At 35.7% G+C, this 23,734-nt stretch carries 25 protein-coding genes; 5 read left to right on the top strand and 20 right to left on the bottom strand.

Features of this window, described 5'->3' with window-relative positions; all coding sequences use genetic code 11:
* Positions 1 to 209: 209 nt before the first annotated feature.
* The 12 genes from HMPREF9456_RS14200 to HMPREF9456_RS14145 form a co-directional block, all read right to left on the bottom strand.
* Positions 210 to 1,238, bottom strand: coding sequence for a virulence RhuM family protein (locus HMPREF9456_RS14200; protein WP_006844243.1), 1,029 nt, complete (start codon positions 1,236 to 1,238; stop codon positions 210 to 212).
* A 38-nt stretch (positions 1,239 to 1,276) separates the two neighbouring features.
* A complete protein-coding gene (locus HMPREF9456_RS14195) occupies positions 1,277 to 2,101 on the bottom strand; it encodes a hypothetical protein (RefSeq protein ID WP_006844242.1) in 825 nt (274 codons plus the stop codon).
* Between the two features lie 6 nt (positions 2,102 to 2,107).
* Positions 2,108 to 2,662, bottom strand: coding sequence for a hypothetical protein (locus HMPREF9456_RS14190; RefSeq protein ID WP_006844241.1), 555 nt, complete (start codon positions 2,660 to 2,662; stop codon positions 2,108 to 2,110).
* An 11-nt stretch (positions 2,663 to 2,673) separates the two neighbouring features.
* Positions 2,674 to 5,658 (bottom strand): type I restriction endonuclease subunit R, encoded by a 2,985-nt coding sequence (locus HMPREF9456_RS14185; protein ID WP_006844240.1) that lies wholly within the window; start codon positions 5,656 to 5,658, stop codon positions 2,674 to 2,676.
* Positions 5,642 to 6,667, bottom strand: coding sequence for a hypothetical protein (locus HMPREF9456_RS14180; RefSeq protein ID WP_006844239.1), 1,026 nt, complete (start codon positions 6,665 to 6,667; stop codon positions 5,642 to 5,644). The genes HMPREF9456_RS14185 and HMPREF9456_RS14180 overlap by 17 nt, the downstream gene beginning before the upstream one ends.
* Before the next feature lie 3 nt (positions 6,668 to 6,670).
* Positions 6,671 to 8,029, bottom strand: coding sequence for a restriction endonuclease subunit S (locus tag HMPREF9456_RS14175; protein ID WP_006844238.1), 1,359 nt, complete (start codon positions 8,027 to 8,029; stop codon positions 6,671 to 6,673).
* Positions 8,026 to 9,828 carry a type I restriction-modification system subunit M gene (locus HMPREF9456_RS14170; RefSeq protein WP_006844237.1) on the bottom strand — a complete coding sequence of 601 codons (1,803 nt, stop codon included), beginning with the start codon at positions 9,826 to 9,828 and terminating at the stop codon, positions 8,026 to 8,028. The genes HMPREF9456_RS14175 and HMPREF9456_RS14170 overlap by 4 nt, the downstream gene beginning before the upstream one ends.
* A 7-nt stretch (positions 9,829 to 9,835) precedes the next feature.
* Positions 9,836 to 10,051, bottom strand: coding sequence for a helix-turn-helix domain-containing protein (locus tag HMPREF9456_RS14165; RefSeq protein ID WP_006844236.1), 216 nt, complete (start codon positions 10,049 to 10,051; stop codon positions 9,836 to 9,838).
* Positions 10,052 to 10,132: 81 nt separating this feature from the next.
* On the bottom strand, positions 10,133 to 10,645 hold the full coding sequence (locus tag HMPREF9456_RS14160) for a hypothetical protein (RefSeq protein ID WP_006844235.1): 513 nt from the start codon (positions 10,643 to 10,645) through the stop codon (positions 10,133 to 10,135).
* A 34-nt stretch (positions 10,646 to 10,679) separates the two neighbouring features.
* The gene (locus tag HMPREF9456_RS14155) at positions 10,680 to 11,612 is read right to left on the bottom strand and encodes a relaxase/mobilization nuclease domain-containing protein (RefSeq protein WP_006844234.1); all 933 of its coding nucleotides are present in this window, start codon (positions 11,610 to 11,612) and stop codon (positions 10,680 to 10,682) included.
* Positions 11,578 to 11,967, bottom strand: coding sequence for a plasmid mobilization protein (locus HMPREF9456_RS14150; protein WP_006844233.1), 390 nt, complete (start codon positions 11,965 to 11,967; stop codon positions 11,578 to 11,580). Before HMPREF9456_RS14150 ends, HMPREF9456_RS14155 begins: the two co-directional genes overlap by 35 nt.
* 200 nt (positions 11,968 to 12,167) lie before the next feature.
* Positions 12,168 to 12,698 carry a DUF3408 domain-containing protein gene (locus HMPREF9456_RS14145; RefSeq protein WP_006844232.1) on the bottom strand — a complete coding sequence of 177 codons (531 nt, stop codon included), beginning with the start codon at positions 12,696 to 12,698 and terminating at the stop codon, positions 12,168 to 12,170.
* Positions 12,699 to 13,345: 647 nt separating this feature from the next.
* Here HMPREF9456_RS14145 and HMPREF9456_RS14140 point away from each other — a divergent pair.
* From HMPREF9456_RS14140 to HMPREF9456_RS17260, 4 genes are read left to right on the top strand one after another with little or no spacing between them, the layout of a single operon-like run.
* On the top strand, positions 13,346 to 13,654 hold the full coding sequence (locus HMPREF9456_RS14140; protein WP_006844230.1) for a helix-turn-helix domain-containing protein: 309 nt from the start codon (positions 13,346 to 13,348) through the stop codon (positions 13,652 to 13,654).
* Positions 13,655 to 13,656: 2 nt separating this feature from the next.
* On the top strand, positions 13,657 to 13,950 hold the full coding sequence (locus HMPREF9456_RS14135) for a DUF3876 domain-containing protein (RefSeq protein WP_006844229.1): 294 nt from the start codon (positions 13,657 to 13,659) through the stop codon (positions 13,948 to 13,950).
* A 39-nt stretch (positions 13,951 to 13,989) separates the two neighbouring features.
* The gene (locus tag HMPREF9456_RS14130) at positions 13,990 to 14,292 is read left to right on the top strand and encodes a helix-turn-helix domain-containing protein (RefSeq protein WP_006844228.1); all 303 of its coding nucleotides are present in this window, start codon (positions 13,990 to 13,992) and stop codon (positions 14,290 to 14,292) included.
* Positions 14,264 to 14,428, top strand: coding sequence for a hypothetical protein (locus HMPREF9456_RS17260; RefSeq protein ID WP_157182000.1), 165 nt, complete (start codon positions 14,264 to 14,266; stop codon positions 14,426 to 14,428). Before HMPREF9456_RS14130 ends, HMPREF9456_RS17260 begins: the two co-directional genes overlap by 29 nt.
* 63 nt (positions 14,429 to 14,491) lie before the next feature.
* Here HMPREF9456_RS17260 and HMPREF9456_RS14125 read toward each other — a convergent pair whose 3' ends face one another.
* From HMPREF9456_RS14125 to HMPREF9456_RS14090, 8 genes are all read right to left on the bottom strand, one after another.
* Complete coding sequence (locus tag HMPREF9456_RS14125) at positions 14,492 to 14,848, bottom strand: virulence RhuM family protein (RefSeq protein WP_006844227.1); 357 nt, start codon at positions 14,846 to 14,848, stop codon at positions 14,492 to 14,494.
* Positions 14,838 to 16,175 (bottom strand): site-specific integrase, encoded by a 1,338-nt coding sequence (locus HMPREF9456_RS14120; protein WP_006844226.1) that lies wholly within the window; start codon positions 16,173 to 16,175, stop codon positions 14,838 to 14,840. Before HMPREF9456_RS14120 ends, HMPREF9456_RS14125 begins: the two co-directional genes overlap by 11 nt.
* Positions 16,176 to 16,193: 18 nt before the next feature.
* Positions 16,194 to 17,438, bottom strand: coding sequence for a site-specific integrase (locus HMPREF9456_RS14115; RefSeq protein WP_006844225.1), 1,245 nt, complete (start codon positions 17,436 to 17,438; stop codon positions 16,194 to 16,196).
* Between the two features lie 757 nt (positions 17,439 to 18,195).
* Positions 18,196 to 19,128 (bottom strand): WYL domain-containing protein, encoded by a 933-nt coding sequence (locus tag HMPREF9456_RS14110; RefSeq protein ID WP_006844224.1) that lies wholly within the window; start codon positions 19,126 to 19,128, stop codon positions 18,196 to 18,198.
* A 4-nt stretch (positions 19,129 to 19,132) separates the two neighbouring features.
* Complete coding sequence (locus tag HMPREF9456_RS14105) at positions 19,133 to 19,384, bottom strand: hypothetical protein (protein ID WP_006844223.1); 252 nt, start codon at positions 19,382 to 19,384, stop codon at positions 19,133 to 19,135.
* 6 nt (positions 19,385 to 19,390) lie between these two features.
* A complete protein-coding gene (locus HMPREF9456_RS17255; RefSeq protein WP_026177135.1) occupies positions 19,391 to 19,603 on the bottom strand; it encodes a Sec62 family protein translocation protein in 213 nt (70 codons plus the stop codon).
* 390 nt (positions 19,604 to 19,993) lie between these two features.
* Positions 19,994 to 20,809 carry an AHH domain-containing protein gene (locus tag HMPREF9456_RS14100; RefSeq protein WP_006844222.1) on the bottom strand — a complete coding sequence of 272 codons (816 nt, stop codon included), beginning with the start codon at positions 20,807 to 20,809 and terminating at the stop codon, positions 19,994 to 19,996.
* Between the two features lie 265 nt (positions 20,810 to 21,074).
* Positions 21,075 to 21,998 (bottom strand): hypothetical protein, encoded by a 924-nt coding sequence (locus tag HMPREF9456_RS14090; protein WP_018075095.1) that lies wholly within the window; start codon positions 21,996 to 21,998, stop codon positions 21,075 to 21,077.
* 357 nt (positions 21,999 to 22,355) lie between these two features.
* On the opposite strand from HMPREF9456_RS14090, the gene HMPREF9456_RS14085 reads away from it, so the two are divergent.
* Positions 22,356 to 23,360 carry a tyrosine-type recombinase/integrase gene (locus tag HMPREF9456_RS14085; RefSeq protein WP_006844219.1) on the top strand — a complete coding sequence of 335 codons (1,005 nt, stop codon included), beginning with the start codon at positions 22,356 to 22,358 and terminating at the stop codon, positions 23,358 to 23,360.
* Positions 23,361 to 23,734: the final 374 nt, after the last annotated feature.

Below are 23,734 nucleotides of genomic sequence, written 5' to 3'. Positions count from 1 at the left end.
TGGATTAGAAAAATATTTTTCTTAATAGGTAACGATTTAGTAACAAACCAATGCTTTTTGGATATTCTTTTCTGAATCAGCGCTTTGCAATCTAATGGATTCAGAATAGGTAACGGATAAGTAACGAGTTAACTTCATCAATTTGCTCCGCATTGAGCAGGTTGATTAGCTTGGGACAAAGATAGAATAATATTTTAAATTTGGATAATCTACTTCGATATATTGTCTGTATTATCGTTTCTTTGGGATTTCAACTCTTTTATAGCCCTGTCGAAATCGCTTTCGTATTGCAGCATTTCTTTACGGCGATACTCTTCAAACTCCTGTATTGCTTTTTCTATAGCTTGTTTATGAGAAACTGTTCCTGCATTACTAAGCAAGGGGCGATTGCCGACCGACAGTATATTATCCAATTTTTCTATCCACTGTTGCATGGTCATAGAATGTTCTTCGATAGCTTGCAGTTCGGCAAAATCAAGATATTGGGATACCAATAAATTTAAGACTTGCAATTCTTTTTCCGACAAATAGTTTTTTGCAATTTTGACATCGTCGCGGGTTATGTAGTCCCCTTTGAAGTTGGTCATACCCACCATTGGCTTATCGGAGTCTACTCTCTCGTAAATTACTTCCGCTGCCGTATGTTGATGGGCAGCATAGTGCATTTTGTTTTGCACGGTGGCAAAAAACTGACGCGTCATATCGGTTCTTGGATCGTAATCTATTGCTGTGGCATAAATATCAGTCACTTGTTGATACAAATTGCGTTCACTTGAACGTATATCCCTGATTCGTTGCAGTAACTCGCGAAAATAGCGGTTCCCATTCCCTTTGAGGCGTTCATCGTCAATCGTAAATCCTTTTTGGATATATTCGTGCAGTCGCTGTGTTGCCCATTGTCTGAACCGTGTTGCCACCTGTGATTTCACGCGATAGCCGATAGCGATAATCATGTCTAAATTGTAATGTTCGATCTGTCTTTTTACCGACCGATTGCCTTCCTGACGAACTAACAAGAAATACTTGTGAGTTGCTTCTTTCGGCAATTCGCCCTCGTCTAAAATGCCGTTAATATGGAAACTGACATTCTGCTGGGTAGTGTCAAACAACAGGGCTATTTGTTGTTGTGAGAGCCAAACATCCTGCCCGTCAAAACGGACATTGACATTGGTTATTCCATTGTCATCCTGATACAGGATAAATTGGCTGTTTGTCGGTTGGATTTTATCGTTGGACATAACTTATACTATTTGGAATAAACATTTTTCGTAAAAACTTATTCTAACGTCAAAATAGAGTTGGCAAGCCTTTTTTCATTTCCTATCCTTGTTGTATAATACCGTTGTTCTATTCCATAAAGAAGTTTTTTTAAGTCTTCTTCATTGGAAATTGAAAATTGTTCTGCATTTTCATCGAAACTCAAATCTCCACAATATTCTCTAATATAGCCAAACATATTCTGTTTCTCTTGTGGAGTGAAATGTTGTAGAGTTTCTTTGGCTATTGCAATGCGTTTTCTGTTCATTGTCTTAACACTATCAGCAGAGTATTCATTTGCAAGCTGTATGAAGTCATTTTCCAAAAAAGTTTGGGTCTCTTCCTGAGTCGCTTCTTTGTGTAATTCTTCAATTCCTTTAAATATTGTTGAAAGTGAATTTAATCGCTTGAAATATAGCTTGTCGTTCTCCTTGTCATAAATAGCATCCGGCAAATCATTAATTATGATTAAACGTTTGTTGTTAACAAGCGAAGGGGCTTCGGATATTTCGAAAAATTTTTTTTGCAAGACGAGTGATGACGACAACTTTTGAAAATAATATATTCCTGTTTGATAAGCAACAAAATAATTAATCTGGGCATATTCCGCCACGGCTATTTGATCATATTCCGTTGAAACAAATCGTTTGGTCAGCAAATCAATGCAATATTCCTTTTCTGAAAAAGATGAAATACAAAACCATTCATCCTCTTCTAATTTGTAATTAGAGTCATATTGAATAGGGTTATTCAAATCCCTTGGTAAATCGAAAATCTGTTGATTTGAAATGACTTTGAAAAAGCCACCTCTTCTCCCTTTGGTTTTTGCTAATAGATGATTCATAGACAGTTACTTTTGTTTATCGATAAATGTAAAATCATTTATTCTTTTGAGCTTTGGAAAGGCCAAACGACTTGGTTCTTTTAATCTTTTCTTTGTTATTAGAAATATTTTAACATTGTTTTCTGTCGTTAAATAGAAAAAGTGGTATCCAAATATGAGAAATAACGGATTGAAATAGAGCGTCTGGGATAGAAACGTAAATAGAAAAAGTATTGCGAAGACGAATATCAATGTGTCGCAATATGGTACGCTAAGTGCTACAAAGAAATAGCCTAAATAACTGGGTAAATAAGCATTATTGGCTTGTTCTATTTCCCGGATGGCTGATTTTTCATTCTCCATTTCTATGCTGTCGTCTGACAACCTATTTGCCAGCAAAAGACTTAAATATGTGAATAATACAGGAACTGCAAAATAAATAATATAAGATACGTAATGAGGCATATCTGCCATAAAAGAATGCAGTCCGTTCAATACTATCTGGCTTTTGACCAGATAAACCACTATTATCAATGATGTTGCATTAAATGTTAAAAACAAACGAAATAATAAATTAACCATAATATTTGCTTTTATTCGTTCAACTTTCTGAATATCCGTTTCATCATCAGTTCTTTTACCAAATCTCCAAAGGACTTATCTTCGAGGATTTTCTCAAAAATTTCCTGATTTTGATCCATTCGAGAAATAAGTTTGTCGATAAACTTATCGTCAAAAGCAAACTTAAAAGTATCTAATTTATTGACCTTAGCCTGCGTTTGCAATGTTTCGTCTTCCAGTAATTCAGCTTCTATCTGGTCGAAAAATAACTTGTCTGCCTGTTCGAACTCAGTCCCAAAACGGTCATTCAGAATAGTGATGATTTCCGAAAGCAACGCTTCTTCATCTCTGGCTCTCTTTAGCCCGGCTTCGCTTGTGCCGCTGAGTTCGCCTGTTTCGCCTTTGACTAATTCAATAGCACCTTCTTTTATTTTCTGTAAGCGGTAATATTCGAGAGCCACTTCGTCGTCTAAATGTAACGATTCGGACAGTTCTCTTTTGGGTAACCGTATTTGCAATAGTTTGGCATAAGCATAGAATTTCTCAAACTCTATATCTACAAATGGCATTATTTGAGCGAGAAAAGCATACAGATTTGTCCATGAACGTAATCCTTTTTTAAATTCATCCTGTTTTTCCTCTTCTACAATACCCTTATATCTATCTACTGCCGGATCAGTAAGCGAATATAAATACTTTTGTTCCTTAGGGTTGTTTAAGTTGGTTGTTGGATTAAAATAAACTTGAGCAAACTCTTCAATTTCGCTATCCCAATATACCTGAAATTGATCAAGCCTTGCTTTCAAATCGTATAAATGGTTGACATCTGTTTCCTCCGTTACAGTAGTGATTTCATAGTATGGCTGGAATGATTTTAATATTTCTTCGCGGTCATTGACAAAATCCAAAACAAAAGTATCTTCCTTGCCGGGATATATACGATTAAGGCGCGAAAGGGTTTGTACAGCCTTTACTCCCGACAACTTCTTATCAACATACATCGTATGCAATAATGGTTGGTCAAAGCCAGTTTGGTATTTATCTGCAACGATCAAGATTTTATAATCGTCTTTTTCAAAAACAGCAGGAAGTTCTTTTTCTCCATAACCAGTTAATTCAGGCTCGGCAACGCCAGTCGGAAAATTATCGTCTGTGACTTTTCCGGAAAAAGCAACTAAGATTTTAATTTCTTTTTCGTACCCTTTTTCCTTGATATACTTTTCAAATTCCTCAAAATAACGCTTGGCATGTAAGCGTGATCCACATACAAGCATAGCCTTTGCTCGTCCTCCGATTTTTTTCGAAACTATGTCGCGGAAATGCTCCACAATAATTTCTGTTTTTTGAGCTAAATTATGGGGATGCAAAGAAACATATTTACCAATGGCTTTTGCTGCCTTCTTTCTATGAAATTTTGGATCTTCTTCAATGGATTTGGTGAGTTTGAAATATAATTCATAGGTTGTATAATTCTGAAGTACATCTAAAATAAAACCTTCCTCAATAGCCTGCCTCATCGAATAGAGATGGAACGGAATGGGCTTTCCTTCGGCATCTTTATGTCCGAATACTTGTAGCGTTTTATATTTGGGTGTTGCTGTGAAAGCAAAAAATGAAATATTATCTTGTTTTCCTCGACTTGTAGCGGACCGCTCGATTTCCTCCCTGATAAAATCGTCTCCGGTATAATCTTCTGTATCGGCTTGTTCCGCTTCATCAAGCGTTTTAACAGCCAATACTTCTTTCATCTTTTTTGATGCTTCACCTCCTTGCGAGCTGTGTGCCTCATCAATGATTACGGCATATTTTCTGTCAGGTAATTCGGTGACTTTATCTACAATGAACGGAAATTTTTGCAGGGTGGTAATGATGACATTGCTTCCATAACCCAATGCGGCAGCCAACTGGGTGCTATCTTTGTCTATTTTTTTTACAACACCTGCTTTATGTTCAAACTGATAAATGGTATTTTGTAGCTGCTGGTCAAGTACCCTTCGGTCGGTGACAACGATAACAGAATCAAAGATTCGTTCATCGGCTTGATTATGCAAACTCGACAACCGGTAAGACAGCCATGCAATAGAATTACTCTTACCAGATCCGGCTGAGTGTTGAATCAAATAATTCTTTCCTACACCGGCAGTTAACACATCGCTGCTGATTTTACGGACAGCATCCAACTGGTGATAACGCGGAAATATCAGTTTTTCTTTTTTATATGTACGACCATCCACTTCAAATTCTTCAATCTGTAGATGAACAAAACGCTGAATAATTTCCATCAGACTGTCTTTTGCGAGAATATTTTCCCACAAATAAGCAGTGCGGTAGCCATTGGGATTTTGAGGGTTCCCTTTTCCATTATTATTTCCTTTATTGAAAGGTAACCAAAAAGTTTTATGCCCGTCTAATTTGGTAGTCATAAAAACCTCATCCTGATCAACAGCAAAATGAACCAAAGTACGCCTATTGAATGCAAATAACAACTCACGGTTATCGCGTGTTGCACTATATTGCTTGAGGGCGTTACTCACGTTTTGTCCCGTGAACTGATTTTTAAGTTCCAATGTAACAATAGGAATACCATTCAGCGAAAGGACAACATCGACCGAATTTTGATTTTTATTACTATAATAAATTTGACGGTACACTTTCAGGCTATTTTTATCAAAAAGATCAATGGATTCAGGATTTAAACCGGACACCGGTTGAAAAAATGCCATTTGAAATCTAACTCCGTAATCTACAAAACCATTCCGAAGTACGTCTAAGCAACCTCTTAAATCCAACTCTTTATGTAATCGCTGAATAACACGGTTATGAGTGTCTTCACCGTGGATCGCCACCAGTTTATCCCAACGTTTGGGTTGTGACTTTTGAAGAAAATCAATAACCTCATATTTAAACATCCCTAATTCTGGGCTATAGTCTTGAGCATTTCCAAGGGTATAACCTCCTTGTTCAATCAATGATTGGACTAAAGCTGTTTCAAATGTATTTTCAGTTGTTATATTCATGCTCTTCACCATTTATCTGTTGTCTTTCTTGTTGTTCTACAAATTGACGATAAGCAACTTTCTTGAATATCATTCGCAAAACATGCTTGGATTTTTCCGGCAGATTATTTTTAAGAAAACCTGTTTTATCAAAACATTCACAAACAAATTCGTAATCATCTTGGTATATTTCCAATGTAATGGACGAAATTTTATTGGGTAAATCAGATTCTATGATCTCAAAAGTATCAGGATCGAAATATCGAACCAATGGCTTATTGATCTCATTGTATTCTCTGCCCTGAAAACAGGGCTTTCCTTTGCTTGATTCCCAGTATATACCAAAGAATTCCGTCCTGCTCGATTTGTATATTTTGGCAATTTGCAGGCTCCCATCAACTTCTCTTATTCCCTTATCCAGCGATATAGAACTCAATACCCTTAAAGGCTCCATATCCAATTTGGAGTCCATTTTATTTTCATCCATCAAAATTTTGTGAAACCTGTCTTTGGCCTCTTTTTCGACATTAAAGGCGGCATTACCAAGAAAAGTATAGAACCGTGTTTTGGTACGGTCATTCGTAAGTTCATTAAAAATAAAACCTTCTACCTCTTCGGAATAAAATAGCTCCCATACCCGAAAAGCTCCGTTTGTACCCTTTTGCCAGTCCCATCCGCCAAATAGAAACTTTGCAGCACCTCTTTCTTCATGAATATACTCTTTTGAGACTTCAGTAATTGTTTTCACTAATTTAGTAAATAACTCAGATAGAAAATCCAGGACCTCTTCCAAGGTGGCGGATGGCGACTCCAAATACTTATCCAGATGAATAGAAGAGACCAGATTCAAAACCAGCGGATAAGCCCGTATTGTGCTACCGGCAAAACATAGCAGACAGTCTTTCCGTGGTAACTCGAAAAGTTTGATACCATGTTTCCATTTTTCACCACCAGTCAAGCAGCTGTCTGTGGCAAAGACAAGTTCTTCAGTGTCATTAACCTGACGAATATAGGCTGTACAAAGTGTCATATTTTAATCCGTTACTTTTATTTTTCCGGTTACTATTTCGCTGATCAAGGTTGTGCGGTATTCAGTTAGTAAGTCGATAAGTTTTTTTGTTTTTTCTATCTTGGAATTAATACGGGAGCATTCAGCATCAATGTACTGAACAATGGAATTCTGCTCATGAATAGGTGGCAGAAGAATAAAAGTACATTTTAAGATAGATTGAGTAATGCTATAAACTTTTGTTCCAGTTACTTTACAGCGAATTTGATTTCTAAAGGATAAAGAGTCAAAAAAATAAGCGACATATCTGTGCATAAAATTTTCTATAGGATTAGCAATAATAGTGTGATAACCAGCGAAAGCACGAGTTTCACTATTCAGATAGGTGAAATTTCCTGATCCTTTGATGTCTTCTGATGTATCTGCAAAAACAAAATCGCCATGATTTAATAAAGATTTTTCAGATGAAATCAAATAATTTTTATCTACGCATTTTAAGATATCTTTCTCTGGATTCACCTCAAAACTATACTTTGAATGTATTTCGCCATAACTAATGCATGGTATTCCTTCATCTTGAAGGTTTTCTTTTGTTATGGTCAATCCTCGAGAAAAAGAAAAAAGAGAGTTAAATCTTCTTACCTCCCAATGTCCCGGAATTTCTCCAAGCCATTCAATCCCGCTATCTTGCATTTTTACGTTGGAGTCAATACCTTTGGTAACCGCCTGATTGATAATAGCCGCTTTTTCTTCTTCGTAAAGCTCTATTAAACGTTTCTTGTCGGCAATTAGCTGGTCTATTTCGGCTGTTTTTCGGTCTAAAAAAGAGGCAATGGCAGTTTGTTCATGCTCTGTTGGTATGGCAACGATTAAATCATTAACCTTATCTATTTTCAAGTTGATTCGAGTAAAGCCATTAGCTTCCGTTAAAAGATTATGTCTTATTTCGCTGCTGCTCAGTTGATAATTGAGGAATTCAGAATTGATATTCTTCGCCACAACTCTAAACCCTTTACAAAAACTGTTTAGATACATATCTTCTACATCGTCGCATAAAACGGCTGATTTACCAACATCTTCATAATTTTCCGAACTCATTAAAAAGAATAAATCTCCTTTTTGCGCCTTATTTTGTTTCTCTCCATCGGTGATAATAACTTCCTGTAGTTTTGATATATCTATTTTTGAGTTATTTGCTATGTTGGTAAAAGGAATAAAAGCCTTATTTTCGATATTGCCAATTTGATTGAAATCATCCGCACTTTTACCTGTTAGCCCACCATATAAATATCCTAAAAATCGCATTCGTATTTCCTGCCAATGAGAAGGAATGTGATCTAAGAAATCGATATGACTTAATTTATATGAATCGTATTTTTTCATAAATTCAATATCGTTTTTTCTGCATCCACTATTTCCTCTTCCAATGCCAGAATATCTGCACGGATATCCGCCAATGCCCGTAGCGGCTTGAACTCATAAAAATATTTGGTGAAGTTGACTTCGTAGCCGATTTTTGTTTTGCTGTGATCAATCCATGCTTCGGGCAGGTGAGGTTTTACCTCGGCATCAAAGTACTCTTCGATGGTTTGCGGGATCAGTTTCCCGTTGGCATCTTTCTTCAAGAAAGGAATGTTTTCGTAATTGCGCAAAGAAGTATTGGGCTTTGGCTGTTTGTTCCTGTCTTTTACAATTTTGCCATTTTCTCTCAGAGGTTGTTCTACAGTTACCCGCCAATAGCCGAAATATTCGTTGGGAAGAATCTTACAGAACTCGTTTTCTTGAAAATTCCCGTAAATCTGTGTAATGAACCCAATACCTTTGGTATTACCATTCTCGGCAATTGCTTTGCGCTTGTTCCCCAAACTGCGATCCATTTTACGCCAAAAGCGGTTAAATTCCAGTTTCCCTTCTTTCAGTAACTCTTCATCTTTAGTTCCGGTGGCGTTGATTAATTGTATTTTTCCTTTCCGCTCCTTACTCTTATGATTGGTAACAATCCACACATAAGTGCTGATTCCTGTATTATAGAATAACTGATCCGGCATGGCAACAACAGCTTCCAGCCAGTCGTTTTCAATAATCCATTTGCGGATATTGCTTTCACCGCTTTCTGCAGCACCGGTGAATAAAGGCGAACCATTGAATACGATTCCAATCCGGGTGCCACTGCCTTTCATTTTAGAAACCATGTGTTGCAGGAAAAGTAATGATCCATCGTTAATTCGAGGCAATCCGGCTCCAAAACGACCACTCATGCCTTTATTTTCGGCTTCAGTTTTGATGATCTTTTCGGCTTTCTTCCAATCTACTCCAAAAGGAGGATTAGACAGCATATAATCAAATTTTTCATCATCTAACCCATCTACAGTAAAGGTGTTCCCAAACTTAATATTTCCCGGATTTTGCCCCTTAATTAACATGTCCGATTTGCAAATGGCATACGATTCGGGGTTGATCTCTTGTCCAAAAACCTTCAATTCTGCATCGGGGTTAAGCTCTTTTACATATTGCTCGGCAATAGAAAGCATTCCGCCTGTTCCACAAGCCGGGTCGTACATAGTTTTCACGATCCCTTTCTGTGTGAGCATTTCCCGATCCTCAATAAACAGCAGGTTGACCATTAATCGAATAATCTCTCTTGGTGTAAAGTGCTCCCCAGCAGTCTCGTTAGATTGTTCTGCAAATTTTCGGATCAACTCTTCGAAAACATATCCCATCTCCATGGAATCCATATCAGATAAATCAATCGCCTGAAAGGCCTTCACTACACGGAACAGGATATCAGTTCTCGGGTCGTCCATACGATCTATCTGATCATCGAAATTGAAGTATTCGATAATTTCCCGCGCACTAGTAGAAAAACCGTTAATATACTGCCTCAGGTTTGCCCCGATGTTATTTGGATCGGCCACTAATTTCTGAAAATTAAACTGGCTTCTATTGTGAAAATTAAAACCTGCAATTTTATTAAGAGCAAGATCTTTCGCATTATCCTTCAGTGAACTTACTTTGGGCAAATAATCCAAGACCTTTTGCTTGGTGGGTTCAAGTACACAATCCAATCGCCGTAGTACGGTCATCGGCAAAATCACTTTGCCATAATCGGATTGCTTATAATCTCCACGTAACAAATCGGCCACTCGCCAAATCAAATCGGCTTTTTCTCTGAAATTCTTCATGTATATTTTATTTGTTTTCTTCTTTATTATCAACTAATAAATCCTTTACACTCACCTGCAATATTTCCGCAATTTTATATAAAACCTCTATTGGGGGTTGATTACGGTTCTGCACGTATGCGTTCACCATATTAAAACTTTTACCCAGTTTTTCTGCCAACCAAGTTTGTTTTATACCTTTTTCGTCAAGAATTTCTTTTATTCGATTCATTTGAGTATTCATCACAAGTAATATTGTGCAAATATAGTAAAATTTGTCATCTATGATTCTGAATGTGAGTGATTATTCTTTATTTCTCATAAGTTACGACTCTATCTCTTTTGCCTCAATGCTCTGTCTATAATACCCATCCATCAAAAACGCATAATCATTCTGCTGCTTCATACAAAAGAGAGTGAGTATAAACACCAACAAGCCGAGAACAGCAATCACCAAAGATGATTTCCGAACCTTGAAAAATCTAAAATTCAGGTAAGGCTTTTTATCATCTGACTTTATTGCAGACTGCTCTTGGGGTTCTTTCAGTATGGCTGACATACAAGACAGTATCTTATATACTCCTTCTGTATCCTCTTCTAATTGCTCCATATTTTTATGAATGACTTTGAAATGAGAATCACAATGTGTTCCAAGCCCTTGAATGTACTTCTCTAGTTTTGAGATAATCTCGTCTTTCTCTTTTTGAAAATCAATCTTAATTTCCGACTGATTATCTTCGGGAATCAGTGATTTCTGAGTTATCGCAATATTTTCCAATTTCTTATCTACCTCTGAGAGTTTCTCCCAAAGGGCATCGTTTGATACTGATTGTGCCATATTTCTATTTTTTTAAGTTGTTAATGATTTGTTTTTATCTACTTATACCCTTACGTTTTATCGGCTTCTTTTTCTTCTTTTTGGATAAAGCCTCTGCTTCGTTCGGGTCATAATTAGATGGTTGAATATCAAATAAACCGCCAATACTCGATGCCGCATCGGCTACTCCCGAAGCAATATTTTCCGAAAATGTATTTGTTGTTTCTTTCGGAATGTTTATTTGCTGCTGTTCCTGACTGTGGTTATTATCATTGAGTATTATATCCAACTTGGAGTAGCTGAATTTTCGGTCAACGTCCGAACCTTTGAAAGAGTACTCTCCTTTCTTGAATGAAATCCCCTGTACTTCATTCGTTTGCCCTTTGTGCTTGTACTCTATGGATATACCTTTCTGCTTCAGGGCTTCTTCAAACTGTCGCCAATTCTTGGCTTTCAGAAGAGTATCTTTAATCGCATGGTAAATTTCATATTTGGTCTGCTCTGCTCCCTTTAGTTTCTGAACGTTCACCTTATCTTTTCCTTGCCCATAAGTCAGATTGTATTTATCCTTTAACTGCTTGCATACCTTTTCGTTTCGGTATTGGTCGTTCTTGTCGGAAATAGTCTTACCATCGTTATCTACTCGGTTGAACACAATATGACAATGCGGATGGCTGGTGTTATTATGACGGACAATGATATATTGCGTATTCTCTATTCCCATCGCTTTGATATACTCCTTTGCCAAACGCTCCATAAACTGGTCTGTCATTCGTTCTTTGTCATCAGGAGAGAATGATAACGGAATATGCCCAACACATTTCGATAGCTTCGGATTGAGCAGACTTTGCATATAAAAGCTGTTGATAATGGATTTGGTATCGACTTCCAATACGCTTTCACTCGCCAAAATAGTTACATCCTTATTGTCTAAAACATAGGAAACACACCCCTTAAAGCTTCTTCCTTTTACTATTTTTCCAATCATCCGAGAGCTTATTTATGATATTTTGTATCTGACTGAATAGATTTTCTGCTCCTTCTTCGAGCCATTTTACACCTAAAAACTTGGCTGTTTTAGTAAGTTGGTTCAGATTATTTCCCATATTCGAAAGTCTCCTGAGTATATCCAGTTCTTCTTTTTTCAATGGTTCTTTGATTACGCCCTCCAAAATTGCATCGTGACAATAGACACTAAGCGGAAGATTTGCTTTGGTAGCCCGATGCCGAATGGCATAGAGTTCCGGCTCAGAAAAACAGACTGCAATGGTCTTGTCTTTCCGAGTGACGGAGCTCTTCTTTGGGCGTCCACCTTTTCGCTTATCTTGATTATTCTGATTCAATTACGATATAGTTTATAAATCGTTTTTTCTGAAACTGTCGACCATCGGGAGCAATTTCCCCTTTGGCTGATAAGCCAAAGCGAGGGTTTTCATGCAATGAAAACATAACCTCGCTCCGCTTCACGAACATTTATGTTCCGCTCAAAAGCTAAGTCGTAGATACTATACAGACTTACCATACAATGGACAGAAGCTACACTTTATAGCTTCTTCCACATTTCCACATCCTCCCGGTAGGTTTCCAGATGATGGCGGGCAAGGTTCTCGATAAAACCCGATACGCTCATTCTGCGTCCTCCCAGCTTGCGGGTGATCTCGTCTAACTCATCCCGCACCTCCCGACTGATAAATACAGGTTTGCGGTCTTCTAGTTTCGGAACAGAAAGGAATGTTTGTAGATATTCATCCAAAGATTCTTTTCGTTGTTTGCTGCTTATACGCTTCACCGTGGAACGTGTATCTATCACTGGTTCTGTTTGCATACTATCCTTTGTATTAATCTCATCTTCTGTTTGGATACTTTGTCCGATGCCTCTATTGGCATTCTCTTTACTTGCTCCAATGTCCACTACATTGGAATCCTCCATTCCAAGAAATTCTTTCAGAAGTTCTTCTTTGCTTTCATTATTGGATTTTGGGGTACTGGGTTTCCTTTCGACCGAAGGTATAGGTGACCAGTCTTCGGGCATTGTCTTTTTTTGCTGACCGTTGTCAGTTTGTTTACTGTTCATAGAAATTGATGTTTAGAATGTAAATAGTATGATTCTCCAATAGATGGAAAACCGATTATCGACAGCAAATAAACAACTATTAGTCACCAGTATTAACAGAGTTGGTTTGTATGAAGTAATCTGCAATATCTTTCAACTGTGTCGAATGTGTGAGCAGTGCAGACTGCTGTATTTTGCTCATCTAATTGAACTATACAAGCGAAATATAATGTATTAGAACGATGTACCTTTTTTAGAAATTTGAATGCACATTTTAGTCATAATAGAAATTGCTTTTGCCACTTAAAATGAGAAAAATAGAATTACACTATAGACAACCCCTGCCACAAGCTACCACTAGATTTAAAAGGCATTGAGGGATAAATATTTCTGCTTTACTTCGTATCGGAGGAACGAAAAATGAGAGAGAGGTGACGCCTCTTGTAGCCAAATCGGCGCCACTGACTGCCACCGGACTAAATGCTTATTAAAGGTTGTGTTTTTCTTTTTTACTTCACAGCAGAACAATGAAGTTATCACAGTTTAATTTGCCTGTTTATGAGTAAAATACAACATGCGGATGCAAAGGGATCTATCAGTTGGAATGTGATAATTGAAAGGCTTACTTTTGGAATAAATAGGAATAATAATTTAAAAATATAGTGCATATGGAGATAGTAAATATTGAAGCAAAAACATTTGAAACGATGCTTTCCAAATTTGAAAGTTTCGCTACCCGAATGGAACACCTGTGCCGTCTGTATGGCGACGCAGAAAGTGAGTGGATGGATAATCAGGATGTATGTATGCTCCTAAACATCTCTCCTAGAACCCTGCAAACACTTCGGGATAATGGTACGCTGGCTTATACTCAAATCAATCACAAGACCTACTATAAACCCGAAGATGTGGAAAAGGCTCTCCCACTGGTGGATGAGAAACGTAAACAGGCTATTGACAAGGGAAAAGAATTGTAAGTATGGAAAATGAAATTCAAAGTTATCAGAGTTTCCCAACTGCATGGTTGGGAGCTTGGGAAAGTGTAAACGGCAATCCGGATGTATATATTTTTCAGGAGTATGATAGCAACTATTACCTGCTTGCGTACAGCTATGACAAGGAATCGGAACGAGGAGATTTTTCTTGCTACAATGTTAATTCAGACGAAGATGGTTGGTATATCCGTATTGGAATGAAGTATTGCCGATTAATTTCTGAAAGTTCGCCCTATGGACTTCATATCACAAGTTGGGGCAGCTATATGAAGTATTAGACGAAACAATATCTAAATCAATAAAATAATATCAAAATCATGAGCAATCAATTAATCACATCAGAGAACAATGAACGAGTAAAATCATTTCTTCTTTCATTGGATCGTTTAGCTTCATTAATGGAACGATTGTTCCCCGTTCGTAAGCCCACACTGCACGGAGAGAGTTTTTATACAGACGAAGAACTATCGAAGAAATTGAAAATCAGTCGCAGGAGTTTACAAGACTATCGTAACGAGGGGCGTATTCCATATATCAAGCTGGGTGGCAAGATTCTGTATCGCTCCTCTGATATTGAAAAACTATTGCAAGATGGTTACAAAGAGAGTTTTAGGAAGTAGCCTGAACAGAGGCTACCCTTATGCTACAAGTTATTATCGGACAATCAGTTATTCTGCGAGCTTCCGCCCCCAAAACGGCTGGGAAGCTATAAGCGGAAATAACTTAAATTGGACGGTAAATAACTTGAAGCCGTAAAAAACGGCAGACTTTTGTTTAAATAGCCTGCCGATAGTTAGATTTGAAAATAGATGGCGGATATTAATTCAACATTGAATTTTGAATCGGGAATATTAGTCTTTCTGTAATTCCTGCTTTAGATATTTTTTTAAGAAACCACCTCCTCATTACCTCTGCGTTTGCCGACTGTACTCGAAAAGCAATGGCAATAACCATCTCTAATCCATAATAATCGGGATAGATTTTCGAACCTTCGACTGTACAACTCAAAGAATAGTCTCCACCGGCAACACCAGATTTCTCAATATCCCGAATGAGTTTTTTAGTCATTTGATAGTAAATATCAAACAAGTCGGCAATTTCAGAAATACTCATTTTTGTTTCACTCGAAACGGTTATTTTTCCGTTGTCAGATATTATGATTTTTCTATTTTCCATGATTGTTTGGTTTTAATTGCACTGTTTTACATTGATTTGCTTTATCGTCATTTTCAGCATAATCCTCCAGTTTGTATTTTTGACCAATACGACTACTTAACTTCTTCATATCCTCATTAAGCTTCTGCCGTGTAAGTTTGGCATAAATCTGGGTGGTTTTGATGCACTTATGCCCCATCATCTGACTGACAGTTTCCATCGGAACTCCCTGTGAGAGCGTGATTAGTGTTCCAAAATTATGTCGGCTTTGATGGTAGGTAATGGTTCTTTCAATTCCACACAATTTGGCAATCTTTTTCAAATTAACATTCATGCAAGAAAGATCGATCATATTGAAAATCTTGCTTCCTTTTCGTTCCGATTTATATTTCTCCATGATTTGCAGGGAAATATCCAACAAAGGGATATTACATTTACTACCTGTCTTTTGTCGTTTTATCTTTAGCCAGAGGTTTCCGTTATTTTCTCTGTAGATATTTTCTTCTGACAGATTACGCATATCTGCATACGACAAACCTGTGAAGGTCGCAAACAGGAACATATCTCGCGTATGGCATACACGTTTTGAGGCTATCGATATATTCATAAACTTATCCAACTCTTCCTGTGTCATATGCCTGCGTTTACGAGGTGGTTGTTCGGGAATATAGCCGGCGAAAGGATTCTTGTGTAATATTCCCTGACTGATTGCCCTGCGGATTATCTTTCGTAGCATAATCGTATAAGATGAAACGGTATGTGCTGTGAATCCCTGTTCGATACGCATAAAAGAATCAAACTTTTCGATAAAGGATAACTCTAATTGTCGTAATGGAATATCATTTGTATTGTAGTGAGTGCATAGAAATCTTTCAGTTTGATTATACACCGAGATATAGTTCCGCATAGTTTCAGCAGAACGGGTAATTCCCACTTGTTTGGCATACTCTTCGTTATGCTCCCGAAAGAGTTCCAAGAGATTTTCTTTCTTCCGTCCAATACCACCTACGGCATTTTTGACCAGCTCTGCTGTAATATATCCCTGTTCATTAAGTATTTCTTTATAATACCGGTTAATCTTTTCTGTCAATTGTGTTATCTGAAAATTAGCTTCTGCAGCATGACGGCTTCTACTTGTCAAGCGATAAGATTTTGCATCCCAAAGTTTTGGATCGACATCTAACCCGGCAGCAAACTGAGCCATTTCTGCATTGATAGATATTCTACCCATCAAAGGACACATGCCGTTTTTCTTTACCTTTTGGCGATTGATATAAAACATGACAGCAAAGGTGCTGTAAACGGCACTTTTAGTGCTGGTTTTATTCTTGCTCTTCGTTACATTCATTTTTCTTTCCTCCCCAATTTAGCCTACTACATCTGCTGAATTAATTTTCTCAAAATCATATCTACCCGACAATCGTTGATTCAGTGATTGCATATCTTCTCCGATTTTGTCATTGCTGACTTGTGCATAGATTCGGGTGGATCGCCAATCGGTATGTCCGAGTAATTCGGCAACTGTTTCAAGGGGAACTCCCTGTGAGAGAGTAACTACCGAAGCATAGCAGTGACGAGCCATGTGAAAGGTAATCCGCTTGTTTATAACGCATTCCTTAGCGATTCGTTTGAGGTAGATGTTTGTTTTACTGCAACTGATCATCGGAAACAATTTGCCTTCTTTAGCTATTCCTCGATATCTTTCAATGAGTTGAAGAGGTATTTCCAGCAATGGAATATGGCAGGGTGCTCCGGTCTTTTTGCGATTGAGATGAATCCATTGGATACCATCTTCAGCTGTGGATAGATTTTTCGCTGTCAAATTACGCATATCGCTGAATGCGATACCTGTAAATGAGGAAAACAGAAACATATCCCGGATAAAGTTCAGGTTCGGACGGGAGAGTTTTACTTTTATCAAGATATCCAACTCATCCGAAGTCAGTGACTTGGGAACAGGCTCTTCCGTAATGTACTTGTAATCTATAAATGGGTCTTTGCGAACCAAGCCATTGTTTATCGCTATCTTGATGATTCTGCGAAGATGAACGATTGTATTGATTATTGTTCCGCAAGCAAGACCAAGTTCGATACGCAGGTAGTAATCATAATCGGCAACAAAGGAAGAAGTCAATGCCTGAAATGGGATGTCAGAAATATTATATTTCTTTCGCATAAAACGTTTCAGGTGATCCAAGGAGGTTAGAAAACGCTTATACGTTCCTTCTGCACGGTTTACACCTACATTTTGTAAAAACTTCTCATTATGAGCCTCAAAGTATTTGATAAGAGTGTCTTGTTCGGATGCAATACCTTGAAAAGCATTCTTGACTTCCAAAGCAGAGATGCCGTTTTTCTTTTGCGAAAGTTCCCGATAAGCGGAATGGATGGCTACACTAATTTTGTTCAGGGATGTATTGGCAGAGAGAGCTGTTTTACTTTTCCCGATAGCTCTGCCAGACTTAGTATCCCAAAGGGATACCGGTACATAAACTTTGGCACTAAACTGTACCATTGATTTTCCGATGCGGATACGTCCCAAAATAGGAATTGTTCCGTCTGTTTTCTCCTCATTTCGTTTCAGGTAGAAACTTACTTTTACTTCTTGCATAATTAACTCTTTTACAGGTTATAAAATTAACTGTTATAGAGCTAATCAACGTTATGCAAAGTATTGTGAATTAGCGAATAGGAAACTGATTTAGAGTACAAAGCCAACATAACATTGCCTTGTTTGCCAGAAACGTTCAAAATCGTTTACTGTTAGAGGAAAATCCGTTATTTGAATGGCTTGCCACAGCGTAAAACAGGTAACGTATTCGTAACGGAAAGCTTTCCTAAATACACAATATCTTGCTTTTTTACTGCTTGCAGCGGAGGGAAGAATAGTGAAGTTATCACTAGTAGTTCAGATACTTACGTCGTTTTTCTGATTCTTGCATTTTGGGTGCTGAGTTTAGTAACCAGCTTGGTTCTTAGATTTACTTAATCTCCTCACTATATTAAAGAGCGACTTATCTTCTGCAAAGATATAAAAGTTCTATTTCTAACAACTAAAATTCTTCAATTTTGTGTAATTTAAAATCTTTTTTAATTGTGTTATCAGACTAAAATATGTATAAATTACAGAACAACGTCCAGAATATTATCCAATTTTAATATAAAACATACATAATAGCAATCACAGAACACTCTTTATAAAGAAAGAATCTCAGCGATTATTCTGAGTTTAATATGAATTAGCATTTAATTTTCAAGGATATAAACGAAAGTGAATACGTAAATAATAAAAAACAATTGGACATATCTCTTAAACTCTATTATTAGATAGCAAAGATCTTTTATTTAGAGATATTACCAGTCTAGGTTTACTCATCCATAGCGAAGCTCTCTCCTGTTTTATACCCATTTAGTGTTGCTTCTAGAACCTGAATCATATTTAAACGAAATGATTCAGGTGATAATACAGCTAGTTTATCTCTATTCCATAAGAACTCTTGTTTAAGATCATATGTAGGTCTGACAAATATTTCGAAATCAGTATAATTTTCTGTTTCATTGATCAATTCCTGAGACTCATGCATTGGTACATCTGTTAGATATAAATTCTGAGGAAAGAAAGCCCTAAATCGGATTGAGATAGGATCATACTGACGGATTATGCCGTAACAATGAGCAAAATATGTATTAGGGTTAAGAGTTCGTTTCAATTCTTTCGGTAATTTATATTGATCTTCTATAATAGACGCGTCAAGAATTCTTTCAAGAGCGAATGTCGTACACCTACTCTGTTCTATATCTGCACCAATTACATACCAACGTTGCTTAAACAGACGGATAAAGACAGGCTGAAAGGTATAATTCTTTGAGGCTTTGTAGTGAGACTTATAGGTCAAACTTAAAGATTTATTCTGCTCTATACTATCCATTATGATCTGAATTCGCTCTAATCCCAAAGGAGCATTTTCTAAAATTAGGTTCTGATGTTTTTGGCATAATTCTCCCAAGTTAGAAATGCGTAAACCACTTAGCATCCATTGAATAGCAGTATTTTTATCCAATTCTTCCGTTGAAGATATCTTATAGAGACCTCCATTGCTTTTCTCGCATATAATATCAATGTTAAAGAGTGATTCTGTTTCGTTTCTGTAACGATGGAAGCTTCGCTCGGTTAACAAACCTCCATCAGGATTGTAAGAAGAGATTCTCCATTTATGTTTAATTTCGTCAATGGCTAGTCCTTGTTTGTTTAACAATAAGGTATCTACTAACCAAATGCAGAATTTATATTTAAAGTTCATACGGTCAATCTATTTTGAAAAATTCAAAAATATTATTAGTTAATAATTTGCTCGCTTTGTAAATCAGTTTTAAACTTAGTATAAAGTAAATTATAATGCCTACAATCCAATACCATTCAAGTTCAAGAGGCGTTGTAGCTGTTGTTGCACCACTCCCTTCTAATAGAATAAATAGAAGCATAGGTATGAAAAAAAGAATTGCTGAACCGCCTGTCAGGACTACGCAAAATACGATAAATGTAATAATTCCTTTCATAAGACACTATTTGATGATAAAATAAATAATGTATTTTAAAATGATATATGTGATATAAAACAGAGTAAATCCGCCAATAGCCACAGCTAGTATAGCTCCGATAAAGCCTATCGAGTCTTTTAAAACTACAAAACTTTCAAGAGCGAATATGGCTGGAATAGAGTATAAGACGAGACATATCACAATGGATATCCAACATGCTATGCTTTTCTTATCCATTATACGATATCTATTTGGATACCCGAATCATCTGCTATGTTTAATAAATAGACTTTGTTGTCTTTTATACTCAGACTTTTTTGCTCGTCATTGTAAGTTAGGATAAACGCAGAGCCAGCTTCGGAGATCGATAGTTCTGAATTCTCTTTTAGTTTTTCAACGATGGTACAAACGGGAATATTTGCAAGAAATGCATTTCGTGCTACTGTAATGAAAAGTTCGTCTTTATTCGTGTTTACAGAGATTCAATTCTTTCCGAATTTCCAAACCAATTCTTTTCTGACTTCGGATACTTTAATTTTTTCCATAACATTCTGTTTTTAATAGTTTGATTTATAATGAATGGTATGGCAAAAATAACAGCTCTTGTTGCCAAGAGCTGTCAGTGAGCTAAATATTGATATCGTTTTTGTTGATAGAGTGTAATCGACCTTCTAGTGATATCTTCCCATTATACAGTTCTGACTTTATTTTATATAAGGCTCCAATAAGTTCATCCTTATTTTTAGAGTACTTTATTTGATTATAAACATATTGAGAATATTCTCTAGTATGTCCAGTTTTATGTAAAGTCCCTTTAAATATGCTATTCTTATCAGTCGGTAAAAAAATTCCATTCACCGGACTATTTATATCAATGCTAAATTTTTTAAGAATAGCTCTTGATTGCTTTGCTAAAGGATCGGTTCCTTCAACTATATGATGAGCTGCTTTTCCTCCGAAAGCATTAACTATATTACTAACTTCAGGACTCATACTCTTTATCATATTTTTTTCAAGGATAGTTCCACTCGCTGATTCTCCGAGTATTAAATCTTTAGAGGAAAGATTTTTTAAATTATCTATAGTGGGAAACTGCATATATGGAGATATTGATTTCCTTCGTTCAATCAATATTTTAGCATTGATTTCTTGGCTATATTTTAAAGCATTTTCACCTAAATTATTAAATTCAGGAATCCATTTATTTGGTGAAATTTCTATTGTCTTTAGAGAAGCTCCTCCTGATGGATAGAATCCTGCCTTTTTAATCGTTTTTTTTAATAACTCTTTACCAACCATTTTCTCAGAAGATTCTGATAATACCTGTTTTGTAGTCCGCTTGCCAATATATTCGGAGCCCTCTTTTACTATTTCTTTTGCTCCTTTTTGACAACTAGTATTTGATAAAATCAAAAGTGATAGAATTATCTTTAATATTTTCATTTTAATTATTTGAGAAAAAATAGATACACAATATAAGCTACAACATTAATACTATTAGCAACAGAAATCAAAATTGTATCTTTTCCATTAGCTTCCTTTATTCTCACATAAATGAAATATATAAATGAGATAAAAATAGTAGCGATCGTTATCTTATTGAGAATATTTTGATCAACAAAAAAATAAAATAACATATTAACGACTATAGGGATTCCCATATTTAAAAATACACTATTCCAATCTTCTTTCTTTTTGTGACCCATACTCATTCAATATAATTGTTTAATATTTCCAACACATATAAATTTTGTGTGTTCATATAATCTGAATAATTGTTATAAATAATATTTTCCATTATAAGATTATCATCTAAGCTCTTATAATCAAAAAAATAAAAGCAGATAATAAATACAATAATGGATATAGGTATTGTTACAATTTTGGGAGCCTTATTTTTATCTGTCCTTCTCAGCCCCCTTAAAAGATTCATAAAAAAGAATATTAATAAAGAGAAAACACCTGATACTATTATATCAGCAGTAAATGAAGCTATTTCTTTTTTATTTCTAGCTTTAAATCTTTCCACAAAGATAGGATCATCTATAAGAATTTGATTATAGTTATCCAACTTAATTAAATCATTTTTCATTAGAGGTAGCGTGTCTTCCAAGATTTGATGCTGAAGGGATAGCATTTCACTCCATGCTTCAATTCTTGAATTAATTATATTTTCTACTTCCTTTATCTGAATATTGTTATTTATTGAATTTTCAAAGTTCAATAATACTTCTTTATCTGTCGAAGTAAAATGAAACCAAATATTTTGTGGAATATTCAATAAAGAATATTTTTGGGAGAAAGAACTTTCAACCCCTTTGATTATATATTCACTCGTTATATTATAAATTGTATTTTGAAATTGCTCATTTAATATTCTCTCTTGATCCTGTAGCTCATTTACATTAATACTATAAGTTGATTTTTTCCCTAATCTATAGATTATATCTGACTTTTGTTCTGAAATATGTTTTTTCCCTGTATTGTAATTACTAGAAAACACATTAAGAACTTCATTTAATGTTTTCGTTAATTCAGGAGATACGGACTCATTCTTTATTTTCTCTTCAATCAAAGATCTGGAAGACAATCCAGTATATGCTGAGATTTCATCTAAAGATGTATAGTTCATTACTAACTTTTCAAGACAGCTATTATAATCTAGCTGATCATGTTCAGTATTACAACAACTCGTGTAAAAAACAGTAAAAAGTAATAATTTGTATATTTTACAGATCATTTCATTTTTTTCTGCAAAATTACTGATAAGAATTGACAAACTATGACAGATTTTTTTTATTACATTAATATATTATGAGTCTGATAATATATCTCCATTTATCTCCCAATACAATTTCTATTACTTTTGTTTAGACGACCTCTCTATAATAGCACCAATAATAAATATATAACTTGGATAGGGTGTTTATTTTAGAGAACACGATAATTACTAATCTTTGTATGTCTAAAATTGTAAAATATTATTTATATGAAAAAAAAGAAAATTCCTTCAAAAAAGGAATCTGTATTATTCGCTTTTCGGGAAATCGTCGAAAATAAAAAGATGAGTAGTCGATATCACACGGTTGCGAACTATGTGAGCTTTATCAATAAATTAAGTCTGTATCTTGGAGAACAAAGAGAATCCTTTTCTCTGTATGAGTTAAATAAAGAGTGGGTTGGAGGATATATTGAATGGTTACATGAAAGACATCCGGATAAACCCCAAACTGTAGATTTCTATTTTAGAGGACTCCGCTCCTTATTTAACGCTACAATTAAGACCAAAGAATATGCCGATCTTAATATTATAAATCCATTTATTGGATTGTATGTGAAGAAAGGATTAACGCCTAAAAGAGCACTTTCCGTAAAAATGTTGTCGAAACTGCTAAATCCGGAATTAGGTTCATCTCTAACCGATAGTCAAAGAGAATCCTTAGATATATTATTAGTGAGTCTATATTGCCGGGGGATGGTCTTTCATGACATATATAACCTCAGCTGGGATATGATTAACGATTTCTGGCAAATTGAATACCGCCGAAGTAAAACCGGACAGTCTATTCGTTTGACTGTTCCAAAAGAGGCACAAGAAATTATGTTACGATATAAAAAAAACAATAATTTGTATATCTTTCCTTTTCTTAGAGAAAAAAATAATAAAACTGTATTATGTGAGAAATCGGCATTAAGACGAATCAATCGGCATGCTTTAATTATTGGTCAAATGCTTCATCTCCCGGGTAAATTAACTACTTATGTTATGCGGCATAGTTGGGCCACATTAATGCTGGAAGCCGGAAAATCGGTTGAGATTATTAGCCAATGCATGGGGCATACATCAATAAGAACAACACAAATATATTTATCGTCTATTTCAACGACAAAAGTAGATCGGGAAGTAAATGATATGTTGAATCGTTTTGTTCGATTGGGTAAGAAAAGAAAAGGAAAATATCAAAAAGACTTTTGCACTTCGGTAGTCCCATAAGACTCTTTCTTTGTGGGAAAGAGTTTTCCAACTGTGTCTTAAATATTTGCAGCAAAGATAATTATATTTTTTTAAGATTCAATAATTATTGTCGATATTTATTAAATATCAATTATTTCTATATTGGATTGTAGTATATGAAACTATATTTTGATCATAGCTTACATTTTTCCACACTCAATTTTGCCTGACAATAAGGTAATAAAATAATATAACACATTCTTAGACAAATTTATAAGTTTTATATTCTCTGAATGTAAAACTTCACTATAAACAGAATACACAATTAAGATTAAGAAGTCTCTTTCCCACAAAGAAAGAGACTTCTTGCTGTAAAACACTTTAACAATTGAACTTAAAGATGAATTTCAGCA

The sequence above is a fragment of the Dysgonomonas mossii DSM 22836 genome, assembly GCF_000213575.1.
GTDB lineage: Bacteria > Bacteroidota > Bacteroidia > Bacteroidales > Dysgonomonadaceae > Dysgonomonas > Dysgonomonas mossii.
The sequence above is the reverse complement of the archived record's forward strand: the minus strand, read 5'-3'. Positions and strand labels throughout refer to the sequence as shown.